The organism is Fusibacter bizertensis (assembly GCF_029914245.1).
Lineage (GTDB): Bacteria > Bacillota > Clostridia > Peptostreptococcales > Acidaminobacteraceae > Fusibacter_C > Fusibacter_C bizertensis.
Genome location: NZ_JARYZI010000003.1, coordinates 93,059 through 114,374 on the forward strand (window position 1 = coordinate 93,059; position 21,316 = coordinate 114,374).

At 36.0% G+C, this 21,316-nt stretch carries 17 protein-coding genes and 1 other annotated feature; of the genes, 3 read left to right on the forward strand and 14 right to left on the reverse strand.

Annotation, left to right across the window (positions count from 1 at the left end; translation table 11 throughout):
- Positions 1–17 precede the first annotated feature (17 nt).
- The 7 genes from nhaC to QE109_RS05695 form a co-directional block, all read right to left on the reverse strand.
- On the reverse strand, positions 18–1,409 hold the full coding sequence (nhaC, locus tag QE109_RS05665) for a Na+/H+ antiporter NhaC (RefSeq protein ID WP_281093444.1): 1,392 nt from the start codon (positions 1,407–1,409) through the stop codon (positions 18–20).
- Positions 1,410–1,551: 142 nt separating this feature from the next.
- Positions 1,552–2,409 (reverse strand): response regulator, encoded by an 858-nt coding sequence (locus tag QE109_RS05670; protein ID WP_281093445.1) that lies wholly within the window; start codon positions 2,407–2,409, stop codon positions 1,552–1,554.
- 39 nt (positions 2,410–2,448) lie between these two features.
- Positions 2,449–3,723 (reverse strand): sensor histidine kinase, encoded by a 1,275-nt coding sequence (locus QE109_RS05675; protein WP_281093446.1) that lies wholly within the window; start codon positions 3,721–3,723, stop codon positions 2,449–2,451.
- The gene (locus tag QE109_RS05680; protein ID WP_281093447.1) at positions 3,713–4,438 is read right to left on the reverse strand and encodes a DUF2161 family putative PD-(D/E)XK-type phosphodiesterase; all 726 of its coding nucleotides are present in this window, start codon (positions 4,436–4,438) and stop codon (positions 3,713–3,715) included. Before QE109_RS05680 ends, QE109_RS05675 begins: the two co-directional genes overlap by 11 nt.
- 142 nt (positions 4,439–4,580) lie before the next feature.
- On the reverse strand, positions 4,581–5,084 hold the full coding sequence (locus QE109_RS05685; protein WP_281093448.1) for a GNAT family N-acetyltransferase: 504 nt from the start codon (positions 5,082–5,084) through the stop codon (positions 4,581–4,583).
- 9 nt (positions 5,085–5,093) lie between these two features.
- Positions 5,094–5,585 carry a ferritin family protein gene (locus QE109_RS05690; protein ID WP_281093449.1) on the reverse strand — a complete coding sequence of 164 codons (492 nt, stop codon included), beginning with the start codon at positions 5,583–5,585 and terminating at the stop codon, positions 5,094–5,096.
- A gap of 11 nt (positions 5,586–5,596) precedes the next feature.
- Positions 5,597–7,051, reverse strand: a complete 1,455-nt coding sequence (locus tag QE109_RS05695) for a leucyl aminopeptidase (RefSeq protein WP_281093450.1) — start codon at positions 7,049–7,051, stop codon at positions 5,597–5,599.
- A gap of 191 nt (positions 7,052–7,242) precedes the next feature.
- On the opposite strand from QE109_RS05695, the gene hutG reads away from it, so the two are divergent.
- Positions 7,243–8,235, forward strand: a complete 993-nt coding sequence (hutG, locus tag QE109_RS05700; protein ID WP_281093451.1) for a formimidoylglutamase — start codon at positions 7,243–7,245, stop codon at positions 8,233–8,235.
- Between the two features lie 4 nt (positions 8,236–8,239).
- Here hutG and gatB read toward each other — a convergent pair whose 3' ends face one another.
- The 5 genes from gatB to QE109_RS05725 form a co-directional block, all read right to left on the reverse strand.
- Positions 8,240–9,670 (reverse strand): Asp-tRNA(Asn)/Glu-tRNA(Gln) amidotransferase subunit GatB, encoded by a 1,431-nt coding sequence (gene gatB, locus QE109_RS05705; RefSeq protein WP_281093452.1) that lies wholly within the window; start codon positions 9,668–9,670, stop codon positions 8,240–8,242.
- Complete coding sequence (gene gatA, locus QE109_RS05710; RefSeq protein WP_281093453.1) at positions 9,667–11,124, reverse strand: Asp-tRNA(Asn)/Glu-tRNA(Gln) amidotransferase subunit GatA; 1,458 nt, start codon at positions 11,122–11,124, stop codon at positions 9,667–9,669. The genes gatB and gatA overlap by 4 nt, the downstream gene beginning before the upstream one ends.
- Positions 11,125–11,132: 8 nt before the next feature.
- On the reverse strand, positions 11,133–13,211 hold the full coding sequence (gene aspS / locus QE109_RS05715; protein WP_281093454.1) for an aspartate--tRNA ligase: 2,079 nt from the start codon (positions 13,209–13,211) through the stop codon (positions 11,133–11,135).
- 78 nt (positions 13,212–13,289) lie between these two features.
- Positions 13,290–13,534, reverse strand: a binding site (T-box leader).
- A gap of 84 nt (positions 13,535–13,618) precedes the next feature.
- A complete protein-coding gene (locus QE109_RS05720; RefSeq protein WP_281093455.1) occupies positions 13,619–13,870 on the reverse strand; it encodes a YkgJ family cysteine cluster protein in 252 nt (83 codons plus the stop codon).
- Complete coding sequence (locus QE109_RS05725) at positions 13,870–15,108, reverse strand: aminopeptidase P family protein (RefSeq protein ID WP_281093456.1); 1,239 nt, start codon at positions 15,106–15,108, stop codon at positions 13,870–13,872. Before QE109_RS05725 ends, QE109_RS05720 begins: the two co-directional genes overlap by 1 nt.
- Before the next feature lie 111 nt (positions 15,109–15,219).
- Between QE109_RS05725 and QE109_RS05730 the strand changes: the two genes are divergently transcribed.
- On the forward strand, positions 15,220–17,145 hold the full coding sequence (locus QE109_RS05730) for an ABC-F family ATP-binding cassette domain-containing protein (protein ID WP_281093457.1): 1,926 nt from the start codon (positions 15,220–15,222) through the stop codon (positions 17,143–17,145).
- On the opposite strand, the gene QE109_RS05735 is transcribed toward QE109_RS05730, so the two are convergent.
- Together QE109_RS05735 and QE109_RS05740 are read right to left on the reverse strand one after the other, a co-directional pair.
- Positions 17,128–18,603: a methyl-accepting chemotaxis protein gene (locus QE109_RS05735; protein ID WP_281093458.1), complete on the reverse strand. Its 1,476-nt coding sequence runs from the start codon at positions 18,601–18,603 to the stop codon at positions 17,128–17,130. The genes QE109_RS05730 and QE109_RS05735 overlap by 18 nt on opposite strands.
- A 15-nt stretch (positions 18,604–18,618) precedes the next feature.
- Positions 18,619–19,389 (reverse strand): class I SAM-dependent methyltransferase, encoded by a 771-nt coding sequence (locus QE109_RS05740; protein ID WP_281093459.1) that lies wholly within the window; start codon positions 19,387–19,389, stop codon positions 18,619–18,621.
- Between the two features lie 283 nt (positions 19,390–19,672).
- Between QE109_RS05740 and QE109_RS05745 the strand changes: the two genes are divergently transcribed.
- Entirely contained in the window at positions 19,673–21,277 is a 1,605-nt protein-coding gene (locus QE109_RS05745) for a peptide chain release factor 3 (RefSeq protein ID WP_281093460.1), read from the forward strand.
- The last annotated feature ends 39 nt before the right edge of the window (positions 21,278–21,316 follow it).

Below are 21,316 nucleotides of genomic sequence, written 5' to 3' on the forward strand. Positions count from 1 at the left end.
TAACATACAATTATAAATTATTGCTGAACTTCTGGTTCTACTTTTTCCATCGTTATACCAGTAAAACCATAGAATATAGAAACAAGTGGATTTACTAAGTTTAAGATACAGTAAGGAACATAAGTCCAAGGCGTTAATCCTAAAGTAGCAATCATAAACGCACCACATGTATTCCAAGGAATAAGTGCAGAAGTCAATGTACCTGAATCTTCAAGACATCTTGAAAGGTTTTTAGGTGCTAAACCTCTTTTATCAAATGCATCTTTAAACATTCTACCAGGAATAACGATTGCTAAGTACTGATCACCAGCTACTAAGTTCATACCAATTGCAGTGAAAATTGTTGCAGTTACAAGTGTACCAGTTGATTTTGCAAGTCTTAAGATTTGATTTGCCAATGCTTCAAGCATACCTGTTTTTTCCATAACGCCACCAAAAGTCATCGCGCAAAGAATCAGAGAAACTGTCCACATCATACTGTCTAAACCACCACGTGATAATAATTCATCAACAAATACTGAACCTGTTTCTACACCAACACCATAGTGAAGTGCATCAACAACTGCTCCAATAGACGAGCCTTGGAAAACCATAGCTGCTAGTCCACCTAGGATTGCTCCACCAAATAATCCTGGAATAGCTGGTACTTTCATAACAACGATACCAATTACGATTACTGGAATTAAAAGTAACAAAGGATTAAGTGAGAAACTTGCTGACATAGCAGTGTTCATTTCATTAATCATTGTTAAATCAAGTACATTTCCTGAGTATTTAAAACCTAGTACTAAGAAAAATACTGTTGCGATAATATATGAAGGACCTGTTGTAAAAATCATATGCTTGATATGATCAAACAATTTTGCACCAGCCATTGCAGGCGCTAAGTTTGTTGTATCAGATAACGGAGACATTTTATCTCCAAAATAAGCACCTGAAATAATTGCACCACCGATAATTGGAACCGGAATACCTAAGCCTTGACCGATACCCATAAGTGCAATACCTACGGTACCAGCAGTTGTCCAAGATGAACCAGTTGCAAGAGAAACAATAGAGCACATGAATAATGTAGCTACTAAGAAGATTTTTGGTGATAGAATTTTTAAACCATAGAAGATCATTGTCGGAACAACACCTGATAAAATCCAAGTACCAATTACCATACCGATGATCATCAAGATAATAATTGCCCCCATTGACATCTTGATTGTATCTACGATTCCTTCTTCAATTTCAGACCATTTCATATCTAGAGCAAACATACCCACAAGTGCAGCAACTATTGCTGACGTAAATAAAGGAATATGCGGTGACGCCTCAAGTACTTGAATTGCGTACCAGAGTGAACCAATTAAAAAGATTACTGGAATTAGTGCGATAAGCGGTGAAACTTTTCTTTTTTCCATAATGATTATTTCCCCCTTTTTTTATTAACCACGGGTTATAACTAACCCAATCGCCATTGTGTTAATTATATTTAATCATTACTTGAAAATTTAAAAAAAATCAAAAAAATACATTTAGTTTTCTGATAATTGTACACTTTTTTTACATTTCATCAACAATTAAGATAAGATTATCCATAAATTTCTTGATATTGATTTTACCACCACTTCCTTTTTTTCCTCTAATGAACTCCATTTCCAGCCTCACTTGATCAAAATCAAATAAAGTATTGCTATATTTCACATAATTTTCGTTTAGATAATCTTCGATTCCCAAATTAGCAATGTTACTTAAACCTTTATTAATTGTCCTTCTTATTCTTTGTTCCATCGCTTTTGGATTGTCTGACAAATAGTTTGAAAGGTCTTTGAGCTTATGGTTACTTCCTTGTTTATCAGAGCTCATTATATGTAGACAAAGTCTTGAAATATCATCGCAACCAACTTCCCCAAGTATCCCTAATCTTGAAAAAATCATTTTAAACTTCTTCTCGATATCTTGCTCATCGTTTTGTTTATGCTTCTCACTAAACGAAACTTGTTTTATATCTTCAAGTGAAAGCACCTGTTTAATTTTATTGAGATGTGATTCTAAAGTGATTTGATCGGTTAAGTTCTTAATGACTTGTCTAATCTCTTTTTTATTTACTGGTTTACTTATAAAAAAAGTTATTCCTTTATCGTAAGCATCACCCACTATTTTTTTTGATGATACTTGTGAAATCATGATACATTTACTATTTGGGCATACGCGTTTAAATCTTTCTACTAATGAAATACCATCAAGTTCTGGCATCAATAAATCGACAATCAATATGTCTGGTTTTAAAAGACAAATTTCATCTAGAGCAGTTAAACTTTTGTCACAAGTGCCAATAATCTCACCTAATTCGCCATCAAGCACAATTTCTTCAATCATCTTAATTACGATGATATCATCATCAACTATATAGATCTTCATGCGTCCCCCTATATTACTTCTACTATTTCACTTTTCCAGCTATACTTTATTTTTGGGAATTGTAAGTTTGAATTTTGTACCTACTCCAATTATTGAATCCACTTCGATTTGTCCGTCAAAATATTTATCAACGATATCTTGTACAAGAGACAATCCAATTCCTCTATTGGAGTTACCAGTATCATCATCATATTTGGTTGAAAAACCAGGTTTGAAAATATATGCAAGGGTATCTTGAGTCATACCGCATCCATTATCAGTTATTATAAAGTAATGTTTATCTTGATCCTCAGAATGGAGAAGCTTAATTTCACCATAATTGCCAATTGCTTCGATTGCGTTGTTTACCAAATTTCGCAGCACTGACATCAGCATACTATGTTCATGAATTTGAGTTTCACTATGCACATCAAAGACTAATGTTATGTTTCGATGCTCATTATCAATACTTCTTTGTGTAGATAAATAGAGCATTTTTGTGAGATCCATTAACTTAAGCATATCAAATGGCGTCTCTTTTAGAATAATCTCGTCAATACCTTCAATAACTTTAAAATAATTCTTTTTTATTTCATGTACATTTTTTGCGATGTTAAGCGCCTTGGTCTTTTGGGCTTCGAAGGTCAACCCATCATATTCTCGGTACAAGCTAAAAGCTTCATCCATTACAGATTCAACATGTTCAGTATTATTTTTCAAAAAATACATTTCACCCCTTAGTTCCGAGAGCAAATTCATTTGCATTCTGTAGCGCTCATCATGCTCTTCTTTTCTAAGAAAGAAATTATAGTATTTAATTGCACTAATCAGCACAACTGCAAGTGTAGCTCGAATAACAGCAACTAACATTAGAGTCGCCATAACAGAATTTGAAACATAATCTGCTACACCAAACCTTGAGATAAACTCAGCTGCATTCCCTAAAAAATCGGCCGCAAGTGCTGCAAAGAAAAAAGTATAAAGTGTTTTATTTTCATTTCTAAAAAATAGAATTGTAAATACAATACCATACATTAAATCAAAATAGAGAAAATTAAAATCTGCCCAAAATGCGTTAGCAAAGCTACCATAATAATAAAAGCCCGTCAAAGTTCGAAAGATTAAGCCGACACTTCCTATAAAGATGCCAGTTACAGCAGGAACCAAACGTCTATCTAAATAATAATAAATAGGTAAAATAACAACAGCTAGATTAATCGTATAATCAAAAGGAAATATTTTAAGATAAAAACCTGAAATAACAGCATCCACAAATGCTATCAAGATCATCTTCGTTATCTGTACAGTTGAAAAACGCTGTGCATTAAGTGTCATTTTTCACCTCTTTAGATTTGATAATAAATTCTACTACACCCTTGTATTCTTCAAGCGCAAGTACACCACTCTCACTTAATCGATAGAGACCTTTATCTATCCTTTCAAACCATCCGTGAAAATTTTTACTCATGATTGAGCTTGCCTTAGTACTTTTTATTCCGTAAGGTTCAAACTCCTTCGCTCTACTTAATCCTAGTGTTTGTATCAGATAGGCAATATATATACATTCTTCTCTATAAGCAGTCATTAACTTTGACTTACTCGATCCCGCCTTGTTAAAATCACCGCTTCTTCTGTTGAATTCTTTTATAATTTCAGCACGTTTCCTTTGCTTCTGTCTCTTGCTCTTTTCAAAGTCAAAATGTTCTGGCTTAAGAAGCTCTGTAACGATTGGTTCAGTCGCTCTAAAATTAACGACTAATAGACCAAGGTTAAGTCGTTTCAAAGTCAAAAGTGTCATTTTAAACCTTTTGCTCTCCACTGCTTTAAAATCATGCACAACTGCAATATAAACTAAATCTGCTATACTTTGTCTTTCAACAGCCTGATTGATGACTTCTAGGTTTAATTTTAATTTTAGCTCAACAGCAATCAATAGTTCGTTAAACATGCCCACCATATCTATCGACTTAACTTCAGCTTTCACAGCACAGTTTTGTGTTTCCAGCCAATTTTTAATTGGGTGATGCAAATCAGTTTCTTTCAGACTCACAATTGCCTCCAAATCACTACTTTCATCTATTTTAATCAATTCTACATCACTTGTCCAGTAATCACAAACCTACGACCTTAAACAAAAAAAGATGGCTCAAGGGTTACAAGTTTTACTTGTACCAATGATGCCATCCTTATTATTAAATTTTACGCCACCAATTTAGGCCTTCATCGGACTCGAAATAATTAAAACCAAGCTTCCTTAACACCTGCGTCGATGAATAGTTATGTGGTTCAACGCATGCAACAATACGCTCTATGTGCTTCACTTCTTTTGCCCACTTTATAAGGGCTGCAGTTGCTTCAGTAGCATAACCATTTTGCTGATATTCAGATACTATTTCATATCCTATTTCAACTTCAAGTTGGTCATCGGGAGGACCTTTAAAACTTATCCCACCAATGATAACATTTTCATCTTTTAAGATTACTTCCCAACTGGTATACCAAAGAATATCTTCAGGATGCGCACTTGCTTCATAATGAGCACTAGAGAAAACATACTTGATTTCTTGGTCTTGTATGGGCATGGTTACACTTACGCCTAAATTGGTCTGTACGCGCTCATAATCATGGATATAATGATAAAGATTTTCTAGGTCGAGCGCGACAAGCCTTAGTCTATCTGTTTGAATTTCTTCCATATTAGTTTGTTAGAATGCGTCAAAGCCTTGCTCCATCCACCAGTCTTTGATGAGATCGTCATAGGCTCTTGAAAATTGCTCTAAGTGTACTTTTTCCCATTTTGCAAGCACTTCGAAAAGTTGTTTGGCAGCTTCAAAAGTAGTTTCAGTCATTGCATTTTCATAGAAAGTAACTGATGCACGTTCCATTTCAATGCCGATTCCAAATACAGATACTGCTAAGCTTGCATTTTTAGTTTGAAGGTTATCCCATCTGAAAATTTCAGGACTTGGCGGATTTTCTATCATCGCCAAAGTTGAACTGTCTTCTGGATTACCACTTAATTTTTTGAAGGCATCTTTAAGCCAATCAATATGCTTAAGTTCTTCATTTGCAAGATTTAGGAATGCTTTTTTTACATCCTCTTCTGGTGTATTATACGCAGCCATTTTATAAAACTCATAGCCTTCTACTTCGTTGAGTATTGCTTGTTTAAAAACTTCTACATCTCTTTTTAACATAATCAACCTCACTATTTAGTCATTTTTTTAGCCAGATATACCAGTGGAATTGCACCGGAACCTGTACCACCTTTAGAATATATACCTGAAGCTTTATCTTTAAAAGCAGTTCCAGCTATATCTATATGTACCCAAGGTACATCTTTTGCAAACTCTCCAATGAAAATTCCAGCAGTAATTGTGCCTGGTGCGCCTGCTGTATTGGTTAAATCTGCTTGGTCATGTTTAACTAATTCTTTATATGCATCAAAAACAGGCATTTTCCAAACTTTTTCGTCAGCTTTATTGAATGATTTCTCAACAATATGATAAAAATCGTCATTATTTGTCACAACTGGTGAGGCAACGGATCCCAAACAATGAATTGCAGCACCAGTAAGCGTCGCAATATCAACAACATGAGTTGCTTTTTCTTCATTTAAGCCATATGTGACAGCATCAATCAGCGTTAGTCTGCCTTCTGCATCCGTATTACCAATATAGATACTTTTTCCACCCATAGAGGATATAATATCACCAGGTTTATAACTCAATCCCGAGATCATGTTTTCACATGCTGCAACAATACCAATTACATTTGCTTTAATATCTAATCTTGCGATTGCTCCCATTGCTGCTATTACAGCACTTGCGCCACCCATATCATCTTTCATCGTCACCATGGATGCAGTGGGTTTAATTGATAGTCCGCCTGAATCATAGGTCAATCCTTTACCTACAAGTGCAAGTCTTTTATCCGATTCAGGTGCACCCATATGTCTCATTACAATGAGTCTAGGTGGATTTGCAGAAGCTTTTGCAACTGCGAAATACGCGTGCATCCCTAGTGCTTCGATCTGATTTTCATCTTTGATTTCAATCTCCAACCCATAGGGCTGAACATAGTCTTTTGCTATCTTCGCCAATTGATCAGGCGTCATAATATTGGCAGGCATATTTGTAAGATATCTTGAAAATACATTTGTTTCACCTAAAATCACACCCTCGTTAAGGCATGATTCATCTAAATCATTTCCCAAAACTGAAATCGTTTCTAGCGTACTCGGTTTAGCATCTGTTTTATAATCATTAAATTCATAATCGCTCATTATAAGCGCACTAAATATCAATTTCTGTAGTTTTTTATCAACAACAGCTACACTTGAAAGTGCCTTTAAATCTAAAACGATATGAGATACTTTCTTCTTTTTTAATCCTTTTATTGCTTCTCCTAAGCTTTTGATAAATTTAGTTTCACAAAACTTTTCAGAATTGCCCACGCCTATTAGTGCAACATCCTGTAATTTTTCTTGTTGGACCAAAGTCATAAACTGAACTTCTCCAATTTTGCCTTCAAAAGTTTCTTTTTGTTTTAAGTGTTCAATCGGTAATCCATAGGCTTTGCTTACATCGAGATCATTTCCAGTACAAACGATCAATCCGTCTGAATTTTCGATGCTTGACGCTTCTCTTAAGTGAATTTTCATAATGCCTCCTATATTTTGTTACCCTAATTAATTCTATTACTATTGTAACATACCTATTTTTCAGAGAAAATAACCACTTTTATCAAATTTGAAAAAAATGTAATAAAAAACTTGACGTAAAATAGTTACGCATTCGATATACTGTTGATGATAATATAAAAATAGACAAACTATATTTGTGAGAGGTAAAGATGATATTAAAATATAGCGTGCCCAATATGGACACTTGGACTGGCAGAATAGATTCTACAGAAAATTATGACGCTTATAGATGGCATCAATGGATCCAGCCACTTGACTTGAACGATAACAATGTAGTATTAAAACCATTTGTAGCTGGCGTTGCTATCATTGGATTTGTAAGTGACGAAGGGGTTAGAAGAAACTTAGGTAGGACAGGCGCTTCTAAAGGGCCTATGAGCATTCGCAAAGAGCTATGTAGCTTGCCTTGCTGCTTTACACAAGACTTTAAACTATATGATGCTGGAAACATTCATTGCAATGATGGCGATTTAGAAAGTAGCCAAGAAGCACTTGCAGATGCAGTCTCTAAAATCTTGTCTCTTGGTCTTTTCCCTATAGTTCTTGGAGGCGGACATGAAGTGGCATATGGTGATTACAAGGGTTTGATGAAATCAGGCCTCGCGCCAGGGATCATCAACTTTGATGCACATTTTGATATCAGGCCCTATCCTGTACAAGGTACATCAGGTACTATGTTCAGGCAAATTTATGACGAACTTGAAAAAAACAATAAACCATTTGACTATTTTGTAATTGGGATTCAAAAGCGTGGCAATACCGTAGATCTGTTTAAAATAGCAGATAGAATGGGAGCAACTTATTTAATGGCTAAAGACATCGGTGAAGGTGACCTTACTGAGGCGTTAAAAAAGCTGGATGCCTTTACTAAAAGACAAAACCAGCTTTATGTTACTATTTGTACAGATGTTTTCTCATCAGCTTTTGCACCAGGTGTTAGTGCAACACAACCACTTGGACTTCACCCTGAGCGAATTTTAAAGTTCTTCAAACAGATTTTTAGAACAGGCAAAGTGGTACTTTTCGATATAGCTGAAGTCTCACCTAGATATGACAATGACAACATCACTTCAAACTTAGCAGCAACTTTTATATTTTCTGCAATTAACTCCTTGGCTGCACTTCATCAAGTTTCAGTTTGAAATTTTAAATTTCATGAATCAACTGAGTCGTGAAAATCTCTTCGGCGATTGATGGATCTGCTTTTCCTTCAGTCGCTTTCATCATTTGCCCCATAAACGCCCCAAGTGCTTGCTTTTTACCTGCGCGGTAATCGCTAGCGATTTGTGGTGTTTTTTTAAGGATCTCTCTCCCTAATACAAGTAACACTTCTCTATCGACAATAGGCCACCAGTTTTTATCATCCAAAATTTTTTGTGGACTTTCTGTTGTTTGCCACATTGAAGATAAGACCTTCTTAGCAATATTTGTGCTAATTTTACGCTCACCTACGAGATTAACAAGCGCTGCAAAGTGTTCATGTTTAATTGGAATAACAACATTTTCACTCCCTGTATCTAAAAACTTACTCACTTCCATTATTAAAAGGTTGGCGAATATTTCAGGCGTTTTCGTCATACTGGCGGCCTTCGAAAAATAATCCGCAATCGCTTTATCTTTAACCAATTGTTCAGAAATGTCACCTTTTATGCCATACTGCTGTGAAAACAACACCCTATAGTCTTCTGGTAACTGAGGTAATTTATCCTTTATCGCTTGAATTTCCTGTGATTTTATAACTATTGGCATCAAATCCGGATCTGGGAAATAACGATAATCATGAGCATCTTCTTTGCTACGCATTGCAAATGATTGGTTTTTTTGTGCATCCCATCTCCGTGTCTCTTGAACCACTTCACCACCACCCTCGATGACTGCAATCTGTCTCTCTTTTTCACTTTCTATGGCTTTCATAATAAAAGCAAATGAATTTAAGTTTTTCATCTCAGTTCGCGTGCCAAGAGTTTGACTGCCTTTTTTTCTGACTGAAAGGTTCACATCACATCTAAAAGCACCTTCGTTCATCTTGCAACTAGATATGTCTAAATAAAGCATCGTCGCTCTTAATTTTTGAAGATATGCTTTAACTTCTTCTGCTGAGCGCATATCTGGTTCAGATACGATTTCAATAAGAGGCACACCACCTCTATTATAATCAATAAGCGTACCACCAGAAGCTTCATGAATTAGCTTACCTGCATCTTCCTCTATGTGCACGCGTGTAATGCCAACTTGCCGGTTGCCCAAAGCTGTCTCTATATTCATGTAACCACCTAGTGCAATTGGTAATTCATTTTGTGAAATTTGATAAGCTTTAGGTAAATCTGGATAAAAATAGTTTTTACGATCTTGTCTCCCCTTTTCTGTTATAGAGCAATTCAGTGCTAGACCTGCTTTTATAGCTGAAGACACCACTTCTTTGTTTAAAACAGGTAATGCACCTGGTAGACCTAAACAAACTGGACATACATGTGTATTTGGTGCACCTCCAAACTCAGTTGAACAACTGCAGAAGATTTTACTTTTCGTATTTAATTCAACATGCACTTCTAAACCTATGACACATTCATAACTCATCGCTCAACCCTCCATAGTTTTTTAGTTTGTTCAAATGCAAAGCCAGCAGAAAGCAATGTCGCTTCATCATGCGCCTTACCTATAAGCTGTAGTCCTATGGGCATATGGTTTTGATCAAAACCACAGTTGATTGAAAGCCCAGGCAGTCCCGCTATGTTAACTGGTACTGTATAGATATCTCCAAGATACATTTCAACAGGACTTTTTCCATGTTCTCCAAACTTAAAAGCTGTGCTTGGTGCAACTGGTGAAAGCACAAAATCATACCTTTCAAATAACTGTGTATACTCTCTTAAAATCATCGTCCTAATCTTAAGTGCCTTTTGATAATAGGCATCGTAATAGCCTGAGCTTAGCGCATAAGTGCCAAGTAATATTCTACGTTTCACTTCTCGACCAAACCCCTCACCTCTAGTGCGTTTGTAAAGTTCTTCAATCGACTGAAAATCATCTGTTCGGTAGCCGTATTTTACACCATCAAAACGTGCTAAGTTCGATGACGCTTCAGCAGATGATATCAAATAATATGCAGGTAGTGCAGCGTCAATTGCCTTTAGAGATACTTCCTCAACAATCGCCCCCATGGATTCAAAGACTTTTGCAGCGTGAAGTACCGCTTCTTTTACTTCTATTTGTATGCCTTCGCTAAAAAAAGCCGTTGGAAGTGCAACTCTCATGCCTTTAACTGATTTACCTAGGAGTGCATCTATGCTCAGAGCTTCATCTGGGCCACTAGTTGAATCCATCTCGTCGTGCTTAGCAAGCATTTTATATACCGCAGCCACATCTTCAACACTTCTTCCCAAAGGACCAATTTGATCTAAAGATGATGCAAAAGCAATAAGACCGCTTCGTGATATTCTCCCATAAGTAGGTTTAAGGCCAACCACACCACAGAAACTTGCAGGTTGACGTACAGATCCACCAGTATCTGATCCTAGCGTATAAGTTGCCATATGTGCAGCTACTGCTGCTGCAGAACCGCCTGAACTTCCGCCAGGTACTCGATCTGTATCTACTGGATTACGCGTTTTTTTATAATAAGAATTTTCAGTAGATGCACCCATGGCAAACTCGTCCATGTTTACTTTTCCAAGCACCACAGCATCTGCTTCTTTTAAAAGTTTTACCACAGTAGCATCAAATGGGGATTGATAACCCTCTAACATCTTTGATGCGCAAGTAGTTGGCATGCCTTTTGTGCATATATTATCTTTTATTGCCATAGGTAAACCTGAAAGAGGGTGTAACGCTTCACCTTTTCTTCTTTTTTCATCTACTCTATTTGCTGAAGCTATTGCACTTTCCTCTGCCACATGCAGGTAAGCACCGATCACTTCGTCTTGACTTTTTATATTGTCTAAATAAGCCTTTGTTAGCTCAACACAGGATATTTTTTTATCCTGAAGCATCTTAGCTTGCTCTTTCATTGATTCAAAAATAACGGATTGCATAAAGCCTCCTACTCTACTGTTTTAGGAACAAAGAAACAATTTTCATATTGACTTGGTGCATTTTGAAGTACATTTTGAGGGCTAAGTGAGTGCTTCACTTCATCTTCTCTGAGTACATTCTCACCACCACCGACATAGTTAAGTGGTTCATAAGTTGAAACATCTATATTGGCGATTGCATCTGCAAATGCGATGACATCGTTTAAATCCTTTGCATAAATTTCCTTCTCAAAAGGTGATAGTTCAATCTTTGCAAGTTCTGATACATATTCAATCACACTTAAGTCCAAAGTTTCTTTTCTTTTTTCAAACTCCATTGCACTTGTTAAGAAGAGAGACAATTCTTCAAGTTGCACTTGATCCACTTTTGAAGGAGCGTCCATCATGGCACAAGAACCATCTCTCATCTTTGGAAATGCAATGACTTCTCTGATACTCGAAGCGCCTACTAACATCATCACTAATCGGTCAAGACCAAATGCAAATCCACCATGTGGTGGTACACCATAGTCAAAAGCTTTTAACATGAATCCAAATCTACTTTCGATTTGTTCATCGGTGAAACCCAACATTTGGAACATTTTGGCCTGTAATTTATGATCGTGAATTCTGATACTTCCACTACCAAGTTCTATGCCGTTTAGGACGACATCATATGCCTTTGCTCTCATTTTTTCTGGTGCTGTATCAAATAGTTCAATGTCCTCGTCCACAGGATGTGTAAAAGGATGATGCATGGCAACATATCTTTTAGCTTCACTGTCATATTCAAACTGTGGAAACTCAGTGATAATCACAAATGCATAATCATCTTTTTTTCTAAGTCCAAGCATGTCTCCAATTTCAAGTCGAAGACTTCCAAGTATAACACTTGCTTGCTTATGGGGTTCAGCACAAAATATAATAAGATCTCCTGCTTTAGCATCAGTTTGTCTAAGGATCTCAGCCATCTGAGCCTCAGTAAAATACTTTGTCAGAATAGATTGGATGACGTTATGTTCATCAATTGAAATCCATGCCATGCCACTTCCACCGAAATCCACTGCCTTTTGCGTCAAATATTCAATCTGAGTACGCGTAAAACTTTGTCCACCTTTGACATTAAGTGCTTTGACGACACCACCTTGGTCAACTACTTTTCTAAATACTGAAAAATCACTTACGCGCATCATTTCAGTTAAATCTACCATTGGCATACCAAATCTTAAGTCTGGTTTATCAAACCCATAACATTCCATGGCTTCATGGTATGTCATCCTTTTAAGCGGTAACTTAAGTTCATAACCAACAGCATCACGCATTATATTTTGAAAAAGCTTTTCTAGTATCTCAATGACATCCTCTTCATCAACAAAAGAAAACTCCATATCTACTTGTGTAAATTCTAGTTGCCGATCCGCTCTTAAATCTTCATCTCTAAAACATTTTGCAATCTGAAAGTATCGATCAATGCCACCAACCATTAAAAGTTGTTTATAGATTTGAGGCGATTGAGGTAGTGCATAAAAACTGCCTTTACTCATACGACTTGGCACTAGAAAATCTCTTGCACCCTCTGGTGTACTTTTAGTAAGGAGTGGTGTCTCAACTTCAAGGCAGCCAAGATCAACAAGTTGCTCTCTTACTGCTTTTGTAACTGTTTGCCTCATCATCAGATTGGATAACATCTCTGGCGTGCGAAGATCTAGATACCTGTATTCCATTCTAAGTTCCTCTTTGATATTTAAAGATTCTCCCACTTTAAAGGGTGGATTCTTTGCTTGAGAATAAATGGTCAATTTGTTTGCTCTTATATCCACTGCACCTGTTGGAAGGAGCCAATTAATTGTATCTTCACTTCTATTTTCAACTAATCCAGATACTTCTATGACAAACTCGTTTCTAATACTTTCAGCTTTTTGAAAATCTGCTTCACTTAAGTTTGCTGCATCAAATACAACTTGGCAGATACCTGTTTTATCGCGTAGATCAAGAAAGATTACACCTCCAAGATCCCTTCTTCTTTGTACCCAACCTTTGAGAACGCTAGTTTGACCAACATGCTCTGGCCTTATGCTCCCACAGAAATGTGTTCTTTTAAGTTTCATAAATTTACCCCTTTCTTTATTATCGAGAGCATCACTTTAAGGTATACAAAAATAAAAAGCTCTCATCCCTGTTATATAAACAGGGACGAAAGCTTATTTCGCGGTACCACCCAAATTGATCAATTGATCCAGCTCATCGATACGGACAAAATTGTCGATATCTACCGAAGGTAACGTTTCGGATACGACCACGCCTACTCGCCTAAGCTTTCAGCCTGATAACTCAGAGATGTTCTTCATCAAAAGCTCAGTGCCGAACTTACACCCTCATCGGCTCGCTATTACCTCTACTTTATGATTACTCTTCTCGTCAAAGTCTTTAATATATTGAACTGATTATATGCATTATTAAAAGAGATGTCAACACCCTTTTGCATATAAATTAATTTTTCTGATAATTAACTGCTTTATTTTGTCAACTCATCTAACATGATCAAGTAACTTATAGCTTCGTCGCGATTGTTGCCACACATCTCAAAACTTGGCTTCAAACTGCCACACACTGAAGGTCTTTCAGCATGATCAAAGATTAGACACCTCATCTTATCATCCAGATGAATACAAGGCGTATGACTTGGTTTACCATTAGGTAAAAGTTTTGTTTTAGTAGATATTGACGGGATAATGCAACATGCACCACACCCTATTCTACATTCCATTACCTGTACATGATGGCTTCAATTTCTTCCACCGTTTTAGGGATATGACTTGATAATATTTCATTTCCGTTTTCAGTGATCAGTATATCATCTTCAATGCGTATACCAATGTTTTCTTCTGCGATATAAAGACCAGGTTCAACCGTCAAGATCATGCCTTCTTTCAATAAGCCATTTCTGCTACCGATATCATGAACATCAAGTCCTAAATAATGACTTACTCCGTGATAATAATACTTAGAAAGCTCTGAATCTTCTTTGATTAAACCAATTTTTTTAAGTTCATCTGTAAGTGTTCTCTGACAAACCTTATTGAGTTCTTCAAATGGAATTCCCGGTTTCATCGCATCGATCACCGCACTTTGTGCTTTTAGCACGATATTATAAATCTGCTTTTGGCGGTCAGTAAACTTACCATTAACCGGAATAGTTCTAGAGATATCAGCAGCGTATTGTTGATATTGAGCACCCAAATCTAAAAGTACTAAATCTCCATCTTTAAGTTTTTTGCTATTTTCAACATAGTGCAAAATCACGCCATCGCTTCCAGAAGCTGCAATGGTTTCGAATGAACATCTTTCCGCGCCATTCATTCTTATATGATATTGAAAAGTTGCTTCTAATTGATACTCGTACAACTCATTTTTTAGTGCTTTCATAATTTCTTGTATTCCAATACTAGTAATATCAATTGCTTTTTTTACTAGTGATACTTCTTCATCTGATTTAAGGACTCTAAGTTCACATAAAATATAATGTAAAGATTTAACGGTTACAAATGGATAACGCTTGGTAAAATCATGGGCAAATACCGATGCTGGGCTATCCATTTCATCCCAATTCATCTTTTCAAGATCTAAAAATAGTCTTTCCACTTTACCATTATAAACAGTCCTTGAAACCCATGAAACAAAACCGTCAAGGTACTGAATATCTCTAATACCAGATATTGATTCAGCAGCCTCACGCGTTAGTTTTCTACCAATCCATTTCTCTATATCATAATCTGGTTTTTCTATAAAAAGAGTCGCTTCAAGACCTTTTATCGTTTTAACCATTGCAATGATAAAATGTTCTTGCGTGCAACCTGTGAAATAGTAAAAGTTTTTGTTCGGTAGAAAAGAATAGTGTGAATCCGCTGTGCTTTTTGGTGCTTTACCTGAAAATAGTATCGCCATATCTCCAACTTCAAGGAATCCTTCAAGTTGAGCTCTATGCGCCTCGTACATTGTTGTCATGTCGTATCCTCCCGAAAAAATTGTTTAGTGTCTCACTACTATACAGTTTATCATATTATGTTAAAATAGAGAGAGTTAAATTTTCAAAATACCTCTTAAAGGAGTTTAAATATGCATTTACTCAATTGCAACCAAATCAGTAAAAGTTATAGCATGACAAAATTATTAGATGACATCGATTTTTCTATCGATTCAAACGACAAAATAGGTCTAATTGGTGTCAATGGAACTGGTAAATCTACATTTTTAAAAATCATTGTTGGGCTTGAATTCCCTGACTTTGGTCAAGTGGTCACTGCCAAAAACATCAAAATCAACTATTTGGCACAAGAGCACGATTACACCGAAGATCTCACTGTAATCGAACAACTCTTTCACGGAAATTCCGAAGCAATGGAAACCATTAGAAAGTATGAGATAGCTATTCAGGAGTTAGAAGAGAATCCGGATGACACTGAACTTCTCAGTACCTTTAATCACCTCTCTGAAGTAATGAACGCCAAGCAATTATTTGATATTGAATTTCAAATGAAAAGCATCCTTGGTGCACTGGGCATATATGACTTAGAAGCAAAAGTACAGACACTATCTGGTGGGCAAAAAAAACGTGTCGCACTAGCTGAAGCACTTGTAACACCATGTGATTTACTCGTACTTGATGAACCTACCAACCATCTAGACAGTAAAACGATTCTTTGGCTTGAAAACTTTTTAAAAGCGCGAACAGGCGGTCTATTGATGATTACCCATGACCGCTATTTTCTCGATCGCATCGTTAATAAAAGTGTTGAACTTTCTAGAGGAAAATTATATGAATACCAAGGAAATTACGAATATTACCTTGAAAAAAAAGCTGAAAGGATGCTGCAACAAACAAGCAGTCATCAGAAAAACCAGAATTTATACCGTCGCGAACTCGCTTGGATGCGCGCTGGTGTTCTAGCGAGAGGAACAAAGTCCAAATCAAGAATTCAAAGATTTGAAAAAATTCAAGAAGATATAAAACAGTTTAATGATTCTTCTGTTCAAATTGAAGCAGGTTTTACACGTCTAGGAAGTAAAATAGCTGAAATTAAAAACATCGTTATGCAATTTGGGAACAAACATTTATTTGATACTTTTGAGTACAGTCTTGCACCAAATGATCGCATCGGAATAGTTGGCGATAACGGTGTCGGCAAGACCACTCTACTCAACATTATCGCACAAAGAATCACGCCTATTAAAGGGACTGTGGAAATTGGTTCTACCGTAAAATTTGGTTATTTTACGCAAGATTTTGAAGGTTTTGGTAGTGATGACCAGCGCGCGATAGAGTACATTAGAGATATCGCTGAATATGTTACAACGCCTTCTGGATATCGCATTAGCGCTTCAGAACTAATGGAAACTTTCCTCTTTCCAGCTGATCTACAATGGACGCCTATTGCTAAATTATCTGGGGGTGAAAGAAGAAGATTACAGCTTTTAGGAATCTTGATTGGTGCACCCAATGTACTATTGCTCGATGAACCAACCAACAACCTTGACCTTGACACACTTAAAGTGTTTGAAGAATACCTTGATCAGTTTCAAGGTGTAATATTAGTTGTGTCACATGATCGCTATTTTCTAGACCGAACTTGTGATAAATTACTTGCAATTGACAATGGCAAACTCAGCTTTGCCAATCAGAGTTATAGTGAGTATTTAGAAGATCACATTCATGATGAAGCGCAAGAAGTAAACTCAAAAACACCTGTGAAAGCAAAAGCAGATATTGATACAAATCAAGCTTCTGATCAAGAACTCAATCGCACCAAAAAGGAGAAATTGACGTTTAAAGAGTTAAAATTGCTTGAAACTTTGCCTTCAAATATCGATAAACTTTCAGATGACTTAGGCTTGTTGGATAAGGAAATTGAACGCTTTAGTACAGATTTTTCCAAACTTACGCAATTAACAGAAAAAAAAGAAGCCCTTGAACTTGAGCTTCTTGATTTGATGGAACAGTATGAAGCATTAAAAGAGAAAGAATCTTTAATTGCTGCTTTGTGATAGTTTAGTGAGTGCTTTAGAGTGAGAGTTGATGACGTTAACCTCTTGGTTTACATCGGTTGATATCTCAACTTGATGCTGCATCACCGACTTAATTTCGATGAATTTTTCATTGTTATTTTGAAGTGTAGCAGAAGCATCTTCAATGGCTTTTTCTAAAAATGAAAATTGATTGTAAATTTGTTCTATTAATTTTGCTTCTTTGGCGAGCTCTTCACTTACAGTGTTGAAGCTCGCTTTCATTTCGTTATAATAGGCCCCCAAAGTACTCATATTATCATTGCCTTGATTCATTGCTATTTTACCAAGATTAGCTTGATCAAGTGCGAGTTCAGTTGAAGCTATAAATTCTTTTGTGATTTTTCTAATCCCATCAGCAAATTGTCCACTTTCTTCTGATAATTTTCTTATTTCTTCTGCTACAATTGCAAAACCTCTGCCGTGTTCTCCAGCACGTGCTGCTTCAATTGAAGCATTAAGCGCTAATAAATTGGTTTGATCAGCGATTGATGATATCCCATCTAAAAAGCTATAAATATCCGACATTTTAGTTGACAGTATGTTGATGGTATCATGACTTTGAGCTATTGCTTCTTCAATTTGTTTCATTTTATGTTGCATTTCGGTAATTGAGTCTCCGCTCTCATCCACTTTTCCGTTGACACCAGTAAAAAGAGTCTCTATAGTCGTCATCAAATCAAATGTTTCTTTTACATAGTCACTAGAATCTTCTACACGCAATTTTGCATCTCTTAAGCTTTCAGAAGTATTGGAAACTCTTTCAGAAAGTGATTCGATTGACAAGTTAACCTCTTTAATACTTATCAAATTATCATTCATCTTAACTTGAGCAGTTGATGCTGATGCATCTATGCTATGACTTGTCTGATTTATCTTTTCAAATACTAAATTCAATTGATCAAAAGCATGCTTGCTTTTTCGTCCTTCCTCTTGTGCTGAACGCAATGTTTCTTGCCCCCACTTTGAAAGAAGCAATAAAACGATAAATGCACAAAAGTAAGCCCCCATACGTGGTATAAAATCGCCTAAACCTAGATTGGGCTCTAGCAGAAAGGTCGGTTTTATCAAATATAAAGCAGATAGAATTGTAGATGACCCCAAACCAAAACCAATCATCAACCTTAGGTTGAAATAGAGTGACTGCATAATCAAGGCTAAAAAGTATATATTGAACATTCTTGATATGCCACCATTAACAATTGACATACCAATGGCTGCTAAAAATGGTATAGTAACAATCACTTCACCTTTGAATACTCTATTAATTGGCAACAGACTAAATATAGTTGAAAAAATTGAAGCTGCTGCAGTTAAAGTCACTGCTTCTATACCATAAGCGACACCACCATTAATAAATGCTGTAATCGATAATATTACTGAAAAGGCCCAAACAAACCCTACATTAGCACGAATCGCTCTTTTGTAATCATAATCCATAAAAACCCCCATCATTTATTTTCTAAGTTTAATTATAAAGGTTTTCGGTATACCTTTATCATATACATCACTGGATTTGTTAGGTTCTTCTGTTAATGATACAACCTTAAATCCGACATTCGCAGCTGAGGTTACTATTTCACCCAATGTCCAATTTCTTAAAAAAACTTTCTCTGCTTTTTCACTTTTTTCACCAGCAATATATTTGCCATATGATACTGTCTTTTCAACCAAATTAGAATCAAAGTAATCACCCTCTACTTTGTGCTTCCTTACTTTTGCAGTAGAGCCCCTAGAAGAAATAAGCTTAGTACTAACAGGATGAAAGTCTCTGATGATTAGTTCTCCACCAGATTTAAGCACTTTATATAGCACATTATAAAAGACTTCTAAATCGAGGAAATAGTGAAGAATTCCCATCTCAGCAAATGCCAAGTCGTATTGGTCATCCACCTCCAGCTTTAATATGTCACACAAAATATAATTAATATTTACGCCTGCTTCTTTGGCGAGTTCTAATGCATATTGCTTATTTGATTCAGAAAAATCAACAACTGTCACTTGTGCGCCAAGTAATGCTAAAGCAACTGCTTTATTGCCATTTGACCCCATTACATTGAGGATGTTTTTTCCCACAATTGAGCCAAATTGTGATTCTAAATTGATAATTGGCCCATGTGGATTAGCTTTAAGCTTTAAAGCATATGTTTCAGGAGGGCCAAACCGCTCTATCCAAGCAGATACATGTTCCTGCTCCCAAGCATTTTTGTTTATATTTTCGTTCATTTATACCTCGCTTTATCACTTAATCACATTGCTTTATATTGTATTTTGTATTTTATATGCTTATTATTATAAACTTTTTTTGAGAATTTAACCATACTCTATGTAAAATTCAGGTAAATGACGCTTTATATTTAAAAGCATCATCCTATTAAATTGTCCTATATTGACGAACTAAACTAGATAAGGTAAAATTTAAAGGTTGTAGTCGTTTATAATGAAAATGTAGAATTTTGACAAATGTCATTAAATAGTGTTAAAAAAGTAAAAAGAAAAGGAAGTAAATATGTCTGATATGAATCCGGAAATCGTACAAGAAGTAAAAAGGCGTAGAACTTTTGCGATCATCTCCCATCCAGATGCTGGTAAAACTACACTAACTGAAAAATTACTGCTTTACGGAGGGGCTATTCGTGAAGCTGGAACTGTTAAATCAAGAAAATCACAAAAACATGCAGTTTCTGACTGGATGGAAATTGAAAAACAAAGAGGCATCTCAGTTACATCCTCAGTTCTTCAATTTAACTATGAAAATCACTGTATCAATATACTTGATACTCCTGGTCACCAGGACTTTAGTGAAGATACCTATAGAACTTTGATGGCTGCTGATAGCGCTGTTATGGTTGTTGACTCTTCAAAAGGGGTAGAAAGTCAAACTAGAAAACTCTTTAAAGTGTGTAAAATGCGTGGAATTCCAATTTTCACCTTTATCAATAAGATGGATAGACAAGGTAAAGATCCATTTGAACTACTTGAAGATTTAGAAAATAGCTTAGGCATCCGATCTTATCCTATGAATTGGCCAATCGGTTCTGACAAAAATTTTAAAGGTGTCTATAACCGCGCCAAACAACAGATTGAGATGTTTAACGATTCTAACCATGGTCAAAACATTGCCAAGATCGATTCAGGTGATTTATCAGACCCAAAATATAAAGAAATGTTTGGCGCAGATTTACACCAAAAATTACTGGATGAGCTTGAACTATTAGACCATGCTGGTGATCCTTATGATCTAGATAAAATTCTCCAAGGTGAATTGACGCCAGTATTCTTTGGTAGTGCGCTTACTAACTTTGGCGTTGAACCTTTTTTACGTTCTTTCTTAGAACTTACACCACCGCCCATTGCGAGAGTAAGTAATGAAGGTGAAATCGACCCGAACTCTGATAATTTTTCTGGGTTCATATTTAAAATTCAAGCCAATATGAATCCAACCCATAGAGATAGAATTGCTTTTTTAAGAATTTGTTCTGGTAAATTTACAAAAGGAATGCAAGTCAATCACGTACAAGAGAACAAAAAAGTGCGTCTGGCACAGCCACAACAATTTATGGCACAAGATAGAGTTGTTGTTGAAACAGCTTATCCTGGTGATATTATCGGTATTCACGACCCTGGTATTTTCAGAATTGGCGATACACTTTGTGAAGATGCTTCTGGTATTAAATATGAAGGTATACCAGTATTTGCACCGGAACATTTCGCCAAAGTTTATACTAAAAATGCACTTAAAAGAAAACAATTTATCAAAGGTATTGAACAACTTTCTGAAGAAGGTAGTATACAAGTTTTTAGAAGACCAAACATCGGTGTAGAAGAACTAATTATAGGTGTTGTTGGTGTTTTACAGTTTGAAGTTTTAGAGTACAGACTTAAAAATGAATATGGTGTTGATGTTATCATCGAGTCCCTTCCATATCGTTATGTGAGATGGATCACTTCTGATAACTTTGATAAAAAGAATTTCTCAATGACAATGGACACTATGCTCGTACAAGATGAATATACTAATCCTGTTTTAATCTTCCAAAATGATTGGTCCATCCGTCAAATTGAAGAAAGAAACAAAAATGTAAAATTAGAAGAAATATCACTTAGAAAATAAAATTAAAGCACTACTTGATGAATTTAGAATCAACAAGTA

Coding starts and splice junctions, on each gene's coding strand:
- nhaC (WP_281093444.1), bottom strand. CDS start 1,409: ATGGAAAAAAGAAAAGTTTCACCGCTTATCGCACTAATTCCAGTAATC.
- QE109_RS05670 (WP_281093445.1), bottom strand. CDS start 2,409: ATGAAGATCTATATAGTTGATGATGATATCATCGTAATTAAGATGATT.
- QE109_RS05675 (WP_281093446.1), bottom strand. CDS start 3,723: ATGACACTTAATGCACAGCGTTTTTCAACTGTACAGATAACGAAGATG.
- QE109_RS05685 (WP_281093448.1), bottom strand. CDS start 5,084: ATGGAAGAAATTCAAACAGATAGACTAAGGCTTGTCGCGCTCGACCTA.
- QE109_RS05690 (WP_281093449.1), bottom strand. CDS start 5,585: ATGTTAAAAAGAGATGTAGAAGTTTTTAAACAAGCAATACTCAACGAA.
- QE109_RS05695 (WP_281093450.1), bottom strand. CDS start 7,051: ATGAAAATTCACTTAAGAGAAGCGTCAAGCATCGAAAATTCAGACGGA.
- hutG (WP_281093451.1), top strand. CDS start 7,243: ATGATATTAAAATATAGCGTGCCCAATATGGACACTTGGACTGGCAGA.
- gatB (WP_281093452.1), bottom strand. CDS start 9,670: ATGAGTTATGAATGTGTCATAGGTTTAGAAGTGCATGTTGAATTAAAT.
- gatA (WP_281093453.1), bottom strand. CDS start 11,124: ATGCAATCCGTTATTTTTGAATCAATGAAAGAGCAAGCTAAGATGCTT.
- aspS (WP_281093454.1), bottom strand. CDS start 13,211: ATGAAACTTAAAAGAACACATTTCTGTGGGAGCATAAGGCCAGAGCAT.
- QE109_RS05720 (WP_281093455.1), bottom strand. CDS start 13,870: ATGGAATGTAGAATAGGGTGTGGTGCATGTTGCATTATCCCGTCAATA.
- QE109_RS05725 (WP_281093456.1), bottom strand. CDS start 15,108: ATGACAACAATGTACGAGGCGCATAGAGCTCAACTTGAAGGATTCCTT.
- QE109_RS05730 (WP_281093457.1), top strand. CDS start 15,220: ATGCATTTACTCAATTGCAACCAAATCAGTAAAAGTTATAGCATGACA.
- QE109_RS05735 (WP_281093458.1), bottom strand. CDS start 18,603: ATGGATTATGATTACAAAAGAGCGATTCGTGCTAATGTAGGGTTTGTT.
- QE109_RS05740 (WP_281093459.1), bottom strand. CDS start 19,389: ATGAACGAAAATATAAACAAAAATGCTTGGGAGCAGGAACATGTATCT.
- QE109_RS05745 (WP_281093460.1), top strand. CDS start 19,673: ATGTCTGATATGAATCCGGAAATCGTACAAGAAGTAAAAAGGCGTAGA.